This is a genomic window from Streptomyces sp. NPDC037301 (assembly GCF_055602785.1).
In genome coordinates this window covers 216,061-226,881 of record NZ_JBVJWD010000010.1, presented here as the reverse complement: position 1 = coordinate 226,881, position 10,821 = coordinate 216,061, and the positions used below count along the sequence as shown (strand labels likewise).

Genomic DNA, 10,821 nt, shown 5'->3' with positions numbered 1-10,821 from the left:
GAGGATGGGTCCGTTGGCCAGTTGTTGCGGCACTTCTTTCACCACAGGTCCTCCGGGGGTGGGTTCGGGCATGGCACCGCGCGGGAGCGCTGGTAGCCCCCCCCCGCGGTCTGGTGTCAGTCAGTGCGTTGCCCGGGAGGGCGCGGGTCAGGGCTTGTAGACCTCGCTGATCTTGGAGGTCCACTTGCCGCCGTCGACCTGGTAGGCGGTCATCATGGTGTTGGTGGTGTCGCCGTACTCGTCGAAGGAGACGGGGCCGGTGACGCCGTCGAACTTGACCTTGCTCATGGCGTCGAGGACCTTGGCGCGGGCGTCGTCGGGGAGCTTGCCGTCGTTGTCGGCGACGGCGAGTTTGACGGCCTCGATGATTGCCCAGGTGGCGTCGTAGGTGCCGCCGCCGTACGCCTCGTAGGCGTCCTTGTATCCGGCCGTCTTGTAGTCCGCGATGAACTTCTTGGCGGAGTCGAGCTCCTCGACGGGCTTGCCGACGGAGGTGGCGATGTCGCCCTGGGCCTTCTTGTTGAGCTTGATGAAGTCGGCGCTGTACATGCCGTCGCCGCCCATGAGGGGGATCTGGACGCTGTCCTTGAGCTGCTGGCTCAGGGGGGCGCCGGCGGGGTATTCGCCGCCGTAGTAGACGGCCTTGGCGCCGGACTTCTTGACCTTGGTGACGACGGCGTTGAAGTCGCGGTCGTCGGGGTTGACGTGGTCGGAGCCGACGATCTTGCCGCCGAGGGTGGTGAAGGTCGCCTTGAAGGAGGCGGCGAGACCGGCGCCGTACGGCTTCTGGTCGTCGATGAGGTAGACCTGCTTGATCTTCGCGTTGTTGAAGAGGTACTTCGCCGCGAAGGCGCCCTGGATCTGGTCCGTGGTGGCGGTGCGGAAGTAGGTCTTGAAGGGGCGCTTCTTGTCGCCGGTCTTCCAGTTTTCGCCCTGGGTGAGCTCGGTGCCCGTGTTGGCGGGGGAGACCTGGGTGAGGCTGGCGTCGTTGAGCGGTTTCTGCATCGACTGGGAGACGCCGGAGTTCAGCGGGCCGACGACGCCGACGACGGTGTCGTCGTCGATGAACTTCTGGGCGTTCTGCTGGCCGACGGAGGGCTGTGCCTGGTCGTCGAGCGGCTTGACCTCGAACTTGATGCCGGGGACGGTCTTGTCCTTGTTCGCCGTCTTGACGGCGAGGTCAGCGGAGTTCTTGATGCCGAGGCCGAGGGCGGACAGGTCGCCGGTGATGGGTGCGTCGACGCCGATGACGACGGTCTGGGTGTCGCCGCTGCTGTTCTTCTTGCCGTCGTCGCGCGACCCGCAGGCGGTGAGTGTCAGTGCTCCTGTGGTGAGCACTGTGGTGAGGATGAGCAAAGAACGGTGTCGCACGAAAGGTCCTTTCCCTGGCGCGGCCTCCTCTGCTTGAGGTGCCGTGTCGTTCGCCGGGCCGTACTGGTTGGTACAGGGCCGTGCTGCAGACGCGCCCGGCGGCGCGGTGACTGGCGGTGACTCTAGGCGCAGGTGTGGGGGTCCGGGATGGGTCCGCCGCAGGATGTGACTGTCTTGTTATGCCCTTGAGCAAGGCTTGAGGTGGCTGTGCGGACATGTACGGCTTTTTGCCGGTCGGTGAAATGACCGCATCGTGAGAACGCGCAGCTCTGCTAAGGGGCTTGAGCCGATCTTGCTGCTGTCACGCTTCGAGGGGCGAAGAGGGCGATATGAGGGCACGGCGAGCCGCCCGGCGCCTGCGGGGCCGGGTTCGGAGTGCTGTGCGCAGACGTTTGTTCATTGCGCACTTGTTACGCAGTGTTACATCTGGGCCGATGTGGTCGACGCGGTGTTGTGTGCGCGGGGTGTGCGCCGGGTGTGGCCGGGGTGCCGAGTTGGCCATACAACCAGCCGTAAGGTCAAGGGTGTTGGCCGGTTCGGTTGCTCAACAATGTCTTGCGTATGGGTTGTTGTGAGCGGGAACGGCGCTGCCCGGCCGGAATGCGGTCCGGCCGGGCAGTGGTGTCAGGGGTGTCGCGCAATGTGTTTCGGTCGGTCAGGCGGCGTCGTTCTGCGGTGCGTTGCGGAGCATGCAGGTGAGGCGGGCGGTGCAGACCCGCTTGTCGCGCTCATCGGTGATGACGATCTCGTAGGTGGCGGTGGAGCGGCCGCGGTGTACGGGGGTGGCGACGCCCGTGACGAGTCCGCTCCGTACCCCTCGGTGATGGGTGCAGTTCAGGTCGACACCGACAGCGAGCTTGGTGACGCCGCCGTGGAGCATGGAGCCGACCGAGCCGAGGGTCTCGGCGAGGACGGCGGAGGCGCCGCCGTGGAGCAGTCCGTACGGCTGGGTGTTGCCTTCGACGGGCATGGTGCCGACGACGCGGTCCGCGGAGGCTTCGACGATCGTGACGCCCATCCGCTCGCCGAGGTGGCCGGCGGAGAAGAGTGCGGGCAGATCGATGCCGAGTGCGGCGTACTCGTCGATGATCTCCTGGGGGAACTTGGGTGCGGTGTGCTCGCCCATGGGGTCCGGCTCCGATCGTCTGCGTGGTTCATAGCTTTATTGCTGTGTGCATCGTTCTTATCAGACGCCTGAGCGAACGCTTAGTGGGTTGTGGTGCGGATTACCTCTGGGTGGTCTGCCCCTGGATGTTCTCGAAGCGCACGACGACGGACTTGCTGGCGGGGGTGTTGCTGGTGTCGGCGGTGGAGCCGAGGGGGACCAGCACATTGGTCTCCGGGTAGTAGGCGGCGGCGCAGCCCCGGGCGGTCGGGTAGTGGACGATGCGGAAGCCGGGGGCGCGGCGCTCCACCCCGTCCTTCCATTCGCTGACGAGGTCGGTGTAGGCGCCGTCGGCCAGGCCGAGGGTGCGGGCGTCGTCAGGGTTGACCAGGACGACGCGGCGGCCGCCCTTGATACCGCGGTAGCGGTCGTCGAGGCCGTAGATCGTGGTGTTGTACTGGTCGTGCGAGCGCAGGGTCTGCAGCAGCAGCCTGCCTTCGGGGAGTTCGGGGTACTCGACGGGTGCGGCGGTGAAGTTGGCCCTGCCGGTCGCGGTGGGGAAGCGGCGCTCGTCGCGCGGGGCGTGCGGGAGGGTGAAACCGCCGGGGTGTGCGACGCGGGCGTTGAAGTTCTCGAAGCCGGGGACGACGCGGGAGATGCGGTCGCGGATCGTCGCGTAGTCCTTCTCGAACTCCTCCCAGGGGGTGGCCGATCCGGGGCCGAGGACGGCGCGGGCGAGGCGGGCGACGATGGCGGGCTCGGAGAGCAGATGCGGGCTCGCCGGGGTGAGGTTGCCGCGCGAGGCGTGGACCATGCTCATGGAGTCCTCCACCGTGACGAACTGCTTGCCGCTCGCCTGGACGTCCTTGTCGGTACGGCCCAGCGTCGGCAGGATCAGCGCGCGGGTGCCGGTCACGGCGTGCGAGCGGTTGAGCTTGGTGGAGACATGGACGGTGAGGCGGGCGCGGCGCATCGCGGCCTCGGTGACCTCCGTGTCGGGAGTGGCCGCGACGAAGTTGCCGCCCATGGCGAAGAAGACCTTGGCATCGCCGTCGCGCAGGGCCTGGATGGAGCGGACGACGTCGTAGCCGTGGTGGCGCGGTGAGGTGATCGAGAATTCCTTGTCGAGCGCGTCGAGGAATTCGGTTGCGGGCCGTTCGAAGATGCCCATGGTGCGGTCGCCCTGGACGTTGGAGTGGCCGCGGACGGGGCAGACTCCGGCGCCGGGGCGGCCGATGTTGCCGCGCAGCAGAAGGAAGTTGACGACTTCGCGGATGGTCGGCACGGAGTGCTTGTGCTGGGTGAGGCCCATCGCCCAGCACACGATGGTGCGCTTCGAGGCGAGGACCATCGCGAGGGCCTCTTCGATGGCGCGGCGGTCGAGGCCGGTGGCGGCGAGGGTCTGCTCCCAGCCGGCTTCGCGGGCCGCGGCCACGAACTCCTCGTAACCATGGGTGTGGTCCCGTACGAAGGCTTCGTCGACGGCGCCCTCGGTCTGAAGGATCATCTTGTTGAGGAGCCGGAAGAGGGCCTGGTCGCCGCCGATACGGATCTGCAGGAAGAGCTCGTTGAGCGCGGCGCCCTTGATCATGCCCAGCGGGGTCTGCGGGTTCTTGAACCGCTTCAGGCCGGCCTCGGGCAGCGGATTCACCGAAATGATCTTCGCGCCCGCGGACTTGGCCTTCTCCAGGGCGGAGAGCATCCGGGGATGGTTCGTGCCGGGATTCTGCCCGGCGACGATGATCAGATCCGCCTGGTGGAGGTCCTCCAGCGAGACGCTGCCCTTGCCGATGCCGATGGTCTCCGTCAGCGCCGAGCCGGAGGATTCGTGGCACATGTTGGAGCAGTCGGGGAGGTTGTTCGTGCCGAACTCGCGGGCGAACAGCTGGAGCAGGAACGCCGCCTCGTTGCTGGTGCGCCCCGAGGTGTAGAAGAGGGCCTCATCGGGGGAGGCGAGCGCGCCCAGCTCCTCGGCGATGATGCCGAAGGCGCGCTCCCAGGTCACCGCCTCGTACCGCTCGGCGCCCTCGGGGAGGTACATCGGCTGGGTGATCCGCCCCTGCTGGCCCAGCCAGTACCCGCTGCGCGAGGCGAGATCGGCGACCGGGTGCGCGGCGAAGAAGTCGGGGGTGACACGGCGCAGCGTCGCCTCCTCGGCGACGGCCTTGGCGCCGTTCTCGCAGAACTCCGCCGTGTGCCGCTTGTCGCCCTCGGGCCAGGCGCAGCCGGGGCAGTCGAAGCCGTTCTTCTGGTTGACCTTGAGGAGGGTCTGCGCGGTGCGCCGCACGCCCATCTGCTGCTGGGCGATGAGCAGGCTGTGCGCGACGGCCGGCAGTCCGGCGGCGGCGTGCTGCGCCGGCTCGACCCGCGGCGCATCCTGGACCGGGTCACCTGCGGGCGGCTTCGTGGCCATTTCGTGCTCCCCTTTGAGCAACTGCGGACCTGCGCGGTGCGCTGTACGCAGTGATGCGGTACGTGTTCCTCCCTCGATCCTGTCACGAGGCACCGACAGAGCGTCCGGCGAGCCATGCCCGGTCGGGATTGTCAGTGGTCCGTGGCAGGATCGGGGGCGTGGCTGAGACGGCATCGAAGAAGACGGCAGACAACCGACCGCGCCTGCTCCTGATGGACGGGCACTCCCTGGCGTACCGGGCGTTCTTTGCGCTGCCTGCGGAGAATTTCACGACAGGGTCGGGGCAGCCGACGAACGCGGTGTACGGCTTCGCGTCGATGCTGGCGAACACGCTGCGTGACGAGGCGCCGACGCATTTCGCGGTGGCGTTCGACGTCTCCCGCAAGACCTGGCGCTCGGAGGAGTTCCCCGAGTACAAGGCGAACCGCTCGAAGACCCCGGACGAGTTCAGGGGCCAGGTCGAGCTGATCGGCGAGCTGCTCGACGCGATGCACGCCGACCGTTTCGCGGTCGACGGCTTCGAGGCGGACGACGTCATCGCCACACTGGCCACGCAGGCCGAGGCGGCCGGCTTCGAGGTGCTGATCGTCACCGGTGACCGGGATTCGTTCCAGCTGATCACGGACAACGTCACGGTGCTGTACCCGACGAAGGGCGTCTCGGAGCTGACGCGCTTCACCCCGGCCAAGGTCGAGGAGAAGTACGGGCTCACGCCGCAGCAGTACCCGGACTTCGCGGCGCTGCGCGGTGACCCGTCGGACAACCTTCCGGGCATCCCCGGTGTGGGTGAGAAGACCGCCGCGAAGTGGATCAACCAGTTCGGTTCGTTCGACGAGCTGGTGGAGCGCGCCGAGGAGGTCAAGGGCAAGGCCGGGCAGAATTTCCGGGACCACCTGGACGCGGTGCGGCTCAATCGCAGGCTGACCGAGATGGTCCGCGACGTGGAGCTGACGAAGACCCCGCAGGAGCTGGAGCGCGCACCATACGACCGCACCGCGGTGACGGGCGTGCTGGACGTCCTGGAGATCCGTAACCCGAGCCTGCGCGAGCGGCTGCTGGCCGTCGACCCGGGCGCGGCCGAGGACGAGACCCCGGCGCCCGCCGCGGGCATCGAGCTGGACGGCGCGGTGCTGGGCGCGGGCGAACTGGCGCCCTGGCTCGCCGAGCACGGCGGGCAGCCGCTCGGCGTCGCCACCGTCGACACCTGGGCGGTGGGCAGCGGCACGGTCACCGAGATCGCGCTCGCCGCGGCCGACGGGGCGGCGGCCTGGTTCGATCCCGCAGAGCTCGACGAGGGCGACGAGCAGGCGTTCGCCGCCTGGATCGCCGACGCGCGGCGGCCGAAGGTCATGCACAACGCGAAGAGCGCCATGCGGGTCTTCCCCGAGCACGGCTGGCAGGTCGACGGCGTCGCGATGGACACCGCGCTGGCCGCCTATCTGGTCAAGCCCGGCCGCCGCTCCTTCGCGCTGGACGCGCTGGCGGTGGAGTATCTGGGCCGGGAGCTGGCCCCCGAGGCGGCGTCCGACGGCCAGCTGGCCTTCGGCGCGGACGACCGGGCCGAGGCCGACGCCCTGATGGCGCAGGCCCGCGCGGTCCTGGATCTGGGCGATGCGTTCACCACCCGGCTGGCAGAGGTCGGTGCGACCGATCTGCTGCACGGCATGGAGCTGCCGACGTCCGCTCTGCTGGCCCGTCTGGAGCGGCACGGCATCGCCGCCGACCGGGCCCATCTGGAAGGCATGGAGCAGCAGTTCGCCGGTGCGGTGCAGCAGGCGGTGAAGGAGGCGCACGCCGCGGTCGGCCGCGAGTTCAACCTCGGTTCGCCCAAGCAGCTCCAGGAAGTCCTCTTCGGCGAGCTGGGCCTGCCCAAGACGAAGAAGACGAAGACCGGGTACACGACGGACGCCGACGCCCTGGCCTGGCTCGCCGCACAGACCGAGCACGAGCTGCCGGTCATCATGCTGCGCCACCGCGAGCAGGCGAAGCTGCGGGTCACCGTCGAGGGCCTGATCAAGACGATCGCGGCGGACGGCCGTATCCACACCACGTTCAACCAGACGGTGGCGGCGACCGGCCGGCTTTCCTCCACCGACCCGAACCTGCAGAACATCCCGGTCCGTACGGACGAGGGCCGGGCCATCCGCCGGGGCTTCGTCGTCGGCGGGGGCTTCGAAACGCTGATGACGGCCGACTACAGCCAGATCGAACTGCGCGTGATGGCCCACCTCTCCGAGGACGCGGGCCTGATCGAGGCGTTCACCTCCGGCGAGGATCTGCACACGACGGTCGCCTCGCAGGTCTTCGGCGTCGGCAAGTCGGCCGTCGACCCGGAGATGCGCCGCAAGATCAAGGCCATGAGTTACGGACTCGCGTACGGGCTCTCCGCGTTCGGCCTCTCCCAGCAGCTGAACATCGAGGCGGGCGAGGCGCGCGGCCTGATGGACACCTACTTCGAGCGGTTCGGCGGAGTGCGTGACTATCTGCACCGTGTGGTGGAGGAGGCCAGGGCCACCGGCTACACGGAGACGGTCTTCGGCCGTCGCCGCTATCTCCCCGACCTCAACAGCGACAACCGCCAGCGCCGTGAGATGGCCGAGCGCATGGCGCTCAACGCGCCGATTCAGGGCACCGCCGCGGACATCGTCAAGGTCGCCATGCTCCAGGTCGACCGGGCGCTGACCGAAGCGAAGCTGAAGTCCCGGATGCTGCTCCAGGTCCACGACGAAATCGTCCTGGAGATCGCCGAGGGCGAGCGGGCACAGGTGGAGGAGATCCTCCGCCACGAGATGTCCACGGCCGTGCAGTTGCGCGCCCCGCTGGATGTATCGGTGGGTGTCGGTACGGACTGGGAGTCCGCAGCGCACTGACGCGGCGGCGCCGGACGGGCCCCGGGGGTTTGTTCAGACACCCCCGGAGGGATCAGGCCCGTCCGGCGCCCGAGGGTACGGAAGCGTGCGACCGCCGCAGCCGCATCCACGCCCCGTACAGCACCAGGCCCACCGCCAGTCCCGCCCCGGCGCCGAAGCAGGCGGTCGGGATGATGTCCAGCGGGGTGTCGATGTGCCCGAAGTACGCATACCAGCGTGCGCACCGGTGCACGACGCCGAGCAGGACGCAGACGCTCAGCAGCGCCCCCGCCGACCATCGCCCCCGACGGCCCAGCACCGGTACGGACGGCGGGACCGGGCGCGCCCCGGTCCGCCGCAGCCCCGAAGCCGTGAACCGGGCGAGCACGGCCAGTGCCACCGCCGAACTGCCGTACTGCACCATCTGGAACACGGGAAACCCGCCGACGCTCCGGTCGAGCACCGGCACCAACCGCACACCCCACCGGTCGTGATGGGTGAAGGCGTCCCAGACGACATGAGTGGCGGCCCCGATGACCGCCGACAGTACGAACCACGCACCGTCCCGGACACCCCACGCCCCCTGGTCGGATCCGCGCCGCTGCCCTCGCACGAACGCATGCACCCGTCCCTGCCAGGTCCTCGGCAGCAGCGCCACCGATGGTTCGCGCAGCAGTAGCCACAGCGCCACCACGGCCGCGGTGATCAGCACATCGACCGTGAACACGCCCCACACCGAGTGGGTGACCCGCCCGAATTCCATGGCGCCCGGGATTGTGGTGTCCGCGTAGTACGTCATGTCGGGGGCGAACGAACCCGCGACGAGGGCAGAGGCGAGGAGCGGCCCGCGCGCCGTTCCGTCCCGCCGCATCCCCGGCAGCACGGCCGCGGCATGACTGAGTGTGAACGGCATGGCGGCAAGTATGCGTGAGCCGCCGTCACCTGCCCGACGACCGCCGTACAACTTGCTGTCCGGAACGTGAAAAACAGGTAAGAACCGGTCGGTGCACGGTGTTCCGGCGGCACAAGTTGCCGTAGGGTCGCCTGAGTCCTGGCGCTGGGGAGCGCGGACAGTCGTCGAAGGGGAGGGGCCAGAGGTATGGCAGCGCAATTCGGTCGCCGACTTCGCAAGGGGGCGACCACGACCGCTGTGGCCGCAGTCGCCGTGGCGGCGCTCTCGGCCTCAGGGGCCCCTGGCGCAACGCTGGCCACCGGGAGTGGCGATCAGCAGTCCGCCGGGACGACACCTTCGCCCGACGACGCCGCGGCCACCGGCAACTCGCCGTACTACACGGACCTGCCGCCGCTGAACACGCCCAACAAGCCGGGAACCGCCACCGATCTGCCCATCACCGGCAGTGCGGAATCCGGCATACCGGCTTCGATCCTGGCCGCGTACAAGAAGGCCGAACAGACCGTCGCCGGCAGCGACGCCGCCTGTCGGCTGCCGTGGCAACTGCTCGCCGCGATCGGCAAGGTCGAGTCCGGCCAGGCCCGCGGCGGCAGGGTCGACGCGAACGGCACCACGTTCTCCCCGATCCTCGGCCCGGTCCTCGACGGCCGGGGCTTCGCCATGATCAAGGACACCGACAACGGGGCGTACGACGGGGACGCGACGCACGACCGTGCCGTCGGCCCGATGCAGTTCATCCCGTCCACCTGGGCGACCTGGGGCCAGGACGGCAACGGAGACGGCCGCAAGGACCCCAACAACATCTACGACGCGGCGCTCGCCGCCGGACGCTATCTCTGCGCCGGCTCCCGCGATCTGTCCATGGCCACGGATCTCGACCGGGCGGTCCTGAGCTACAACCACTCGGACGCCTACCTCCGTACGGTCCGCTCCTGGTTCGACTACTACAAGCGCGGCACCCGCGAGATCCCCGACGGCACCGGTGCGGTCCCGCCCGGCCTCGGCGGTGGTACGGACCCGAGCCCGCACCCCAGCACCCCCGGCGGCTCGCCGTCCCCGACCCCGCCTCCGAGCTCGAAGCCGAAGCCGCCGAAGCCGGGCGGCTCCACTCCGACCAGTCCGAAGCCCATCCCGCCAACGCCCCCGCCGTCCCAGACCATTGCACGTGTGGAGAACGCCGGCACCGGCACGCTCACCGCGACTGCGGGCGACGCGTTCGCCGAGCGGATCAAGGTACGGGCCACGAACAAGCTCGGCGGTTCGCTCGCCAAGGCGTCCGTGACCTTCACCATCGCCGGTGACACGGACGCCACCTTCGCCGGCGGGAAGAACACGGTCACTCTCCTCACCGGAGCCGACGGCACGGTCACCGCCCCGGTGCTGCAGGCGGGCGAGAAGACGGGGCAGTTCAGGGTGCGGGCCGTTGCCACCGGCCGCTCGCTGCCTGCCGTCACCTACACCGCGACCGTCACCGCCCGGCAGGCCGACGCGATCGCCAGGACCGATGAGAAGGCACTGACCGCCGCGCCCGGCGCCGAGTTCGCCGACACCGTCGAGGTCAAGGCCACCTACAAGGGCGCGGTCGCCGCCGGTGTCGCCGTCACCGCAACCATGATCACCGACGCCGCGGAGCCGGTGGAGAACGACAAGGGCCCGTACTTCAAGGACGCGGACGGCAAGACGGTCCGTACCCTCACGGACCTCAGGACCGACGCCGACGGCATCCTGAAGCTCCCGAAGATCTACGCCGACGACACCACGGGCACGTACAAGCTGCGTCTCACCACCGAGGGCGGCGCCACGGTCGTCATCGAGCTCGAGGTCGAGGCCCCGCAGACCCCCGCAGCCTGACCCGCCCGGCCGCACGTCACTCACGACAGCCCCTCCGCCACCACCCGGCAGAGGGGCTGTTCTACGTGTTCTCATCTCGCGCCCGCATTGCTACGGTGCCCCAGACCTGACGAACCATCAGATCCGTGTTCTCCGGGAGGACCGGCATGCGTGCCCTTGTCGCCGCCGCCATCGGGCTGGCCGCAGCCCTCGCGCTCGTCTTCACCATCACCACGATCGGCGCCCCGCCCGGAGAGACCTCGCCCAAACCCCTGCTGACCACCGTCCCGGGCCCCAAGAACTAGCCACCGGAAGAAGCAACAGAAGCTGAGGGAGGGCA

The 10,821-nt window shown here is 69.1% G+C and carries 7 protein-coding genes; 3 read left to right on the top strand and 4 right to left on the bottom strand.

Annotated features, from left to right (window positions below):
* Positions 1 to 147: 147 nt before the first annotated feature.
* The 3 genes from ACZ7IB_RS19005 to ACZ7IB_RS18995 form a co-directional block, all read right to left on the bottom strand.
* Positions 148 to 1,356: a branched-chain amino acid ABC transporter substrate-binding protein gene (locus tag ACZ7IB_RS19005; RefSeq protein WP_470913753.1), complete on the bottom strand. Its 1,209-nt coding sequence runs from the start codon at positions 1,354 to 1,356 to the stop codon at positions 148 to 150.
* A gap of 670 nt (positions 1,357 to 2,026) precedes the next feature.
* Entirely contained in the window at positions 2,027 to 2,497 is a 471-nt protein-coding gene (locus tag ACZ7IB_RS19000) for a PaaI family thioesterase (RefSeq protein WP_470913719.1), read from the bottom strand.
* Positions 2,498 to 2,597: 100 nt separating this feature from the next.
* Positions 2,598 to 4,889 (bottom strand): FdhF/YdeP family oxidoreductase, encoded by a 2,292-nt coding sequence (locus tag ACZ7IB_RS18995; protein ID WP_470913717.1) that lies wholly within the window; start codon positions 4,887 to 4,889, stop codon positions 2,598 to 2,600.
* A 158-nt stretch (positions 4,890 to 5,047) separates the two neighbouring features.
* Here ACZ7IB_RS18995 and polA point away from each other — a divergent pair, with 158 nt between their 5' ends.
* Positions 5,048 to 7,759 carry a DNA polymerase I gene (polA, locus tag ACZ7IB_RS18990; RefSeq protein ID WP_470913715.1) on the top strand — a complete coding sequence of 904 codons (2,712 nt, stop codon included), beginning with the start codon at positions 5,048 to 5,050 and terminating at the stop codon, positions 7,757 to 7,759.
* A gap of 52 nt (positions 7,760 to 7,811) precedes the next feature.
* Here the strand turns inward: polA and ACZ7IB_RS18985 are convergent, their stop codons facing one another.
* Positions 7,812 to 8,651 carry a DUF4184 family protein gene (locus ACZ7IB_RS18985; RefSeq protein WP_470913713.1) on the bottom strand — a complete coding sequence of 280 codons (840 nt, stop codon included), beginning with the start codon at positions 8,649 to 8,651 and terminating at the stop codon, positions 7,812 to 7,814.
* A gap of 186 nt (positions 8,652 to 8,837) precedes the next feature.
* Here ACZ7IB_RS18985 and ACZ7IB_RS18980 point away from each other — a divergent pair, with 186 nt between their 5' ends.
* Together ACZ7IB_RS18980 and ACZ7IB_RS18975 are read left to right on the top strand one after the other, a co-directional pair.
* Positions 8,838 to 10,502 carry a lytic transglycosylase domain-containing protein gene (locus ACZ7IB_RS18980; protein ID WP_470913711.1) on the top strand — a complete coding sequence of 555 codons (1,665 nt, stop codon included), beginning with the start codon at positions 8,838 to 8,840 and terminating at the stop codon, positions 10,500 to 10,502.
* Positions 10,503 to 10,648: 146 nt separating this feature from the next.
* The gene (locus tag ACZ7IB_RS18975) at positions 10,649 to 10,786 is read left to right on the top strand and encodes an SPW_0924 family protein (protein WP_107451335.1); all 138 of its coding nucleotides are present in this window, start codon (positions 10,649 to 10,651) and stop codon (positions 10,784 to 10,786) included.
* Positions 10,787 to 10,821 lie beyond the last annotated feature (35 nt).

What these genes read in the sequence shown, in the direction of transcription:
- ACZ7IB_RS19000 (WP_470913719.1), bottom strand. Translation starts at nt 2,497, where the DNA reads ATGGGCGAGCACACCGCACCCAAGTTCCCCCAGGAGATCATCGACGAG.
- ACZ7IB_RS18995 (WP_470913717.1), bottom strand. Translation starts at nt 4,889, where the DNA reads ATGGCCACGAAGCCGCCCGCAGGTGACCCGGTCCAGGATGCGCCGCGG.
- ACZ7IB_RS18985 (WP_470913713.1), bottom strand. Translation starts at nt 8,651, where the DNA reads ATGCCGTTCACACTCAGTCATGCCGCGGCCGTGCTGCCGGGGATGCGG.
- ACZ7IB_RS18980 (WP_470913711.1), top strand. Translation starts at nt 8,838, where the DNA reads ATGGCAGCGCAATTCGGTCGCCGACTTCGCAAGGGGGCGACCACGACC.
- ACZ7IB_RS18975 (WP_107451335.1), top strand. Translation starts at nt 10,649, where the DNA reads ATGCGTGCCCTTGTCGCCGCCGCCATCGGGCTGGCCGCAGCCCTCGCG.